Consider the following 245-nt stretch of genomic DNA (forward strand, 5'->3'; position numbering starts at 1 on the left):
TTTTTATCTGTTTTGGGGTTTTTTGTTTTTTGCGGTCTATTTTTGTTTTTGGGGGGGGGGGGTGGGGGGTTTTTTTTTTTTTTTTTTGTGTGTTGGTGTTTTTTTTTTTTTTTTTTTTTTTTTTTTTTTTTTTTATTTTTTTTTTTTTTTGTTTTTTTTTTTTTTATCCTTTTATGGGCTTGGGGGGTGGTTTTTTTTTTGTTTTTTGCCTTGATCGGGGTGTTTTGGGCCCCGTGGGCCCCCCC

The 245-nt window shown here is 33.1% G+C and carries 1 protein-coding gene; it reads right to left on the reverse strand.

Annotated elements, in window-relative coordinates; all coding sequences use genetic code 11:
- The coding region (locus tag QQL85_RS26910) for a hypothetical protein (protein WP_284368799.1) at positions 1-245 on the reverse strand (245 nt) is incomplete at both ends.

It is taken from the genome of Pseudomonas putida, assembly GCF_030159595.1.
GTDB lineage: Bacteria > Pseudomonadota > Gammaproteobacteria > Pseudomonadales > Pseudomonadaceae > Aquipseudomonas > Aquipseudomonas putida_AC.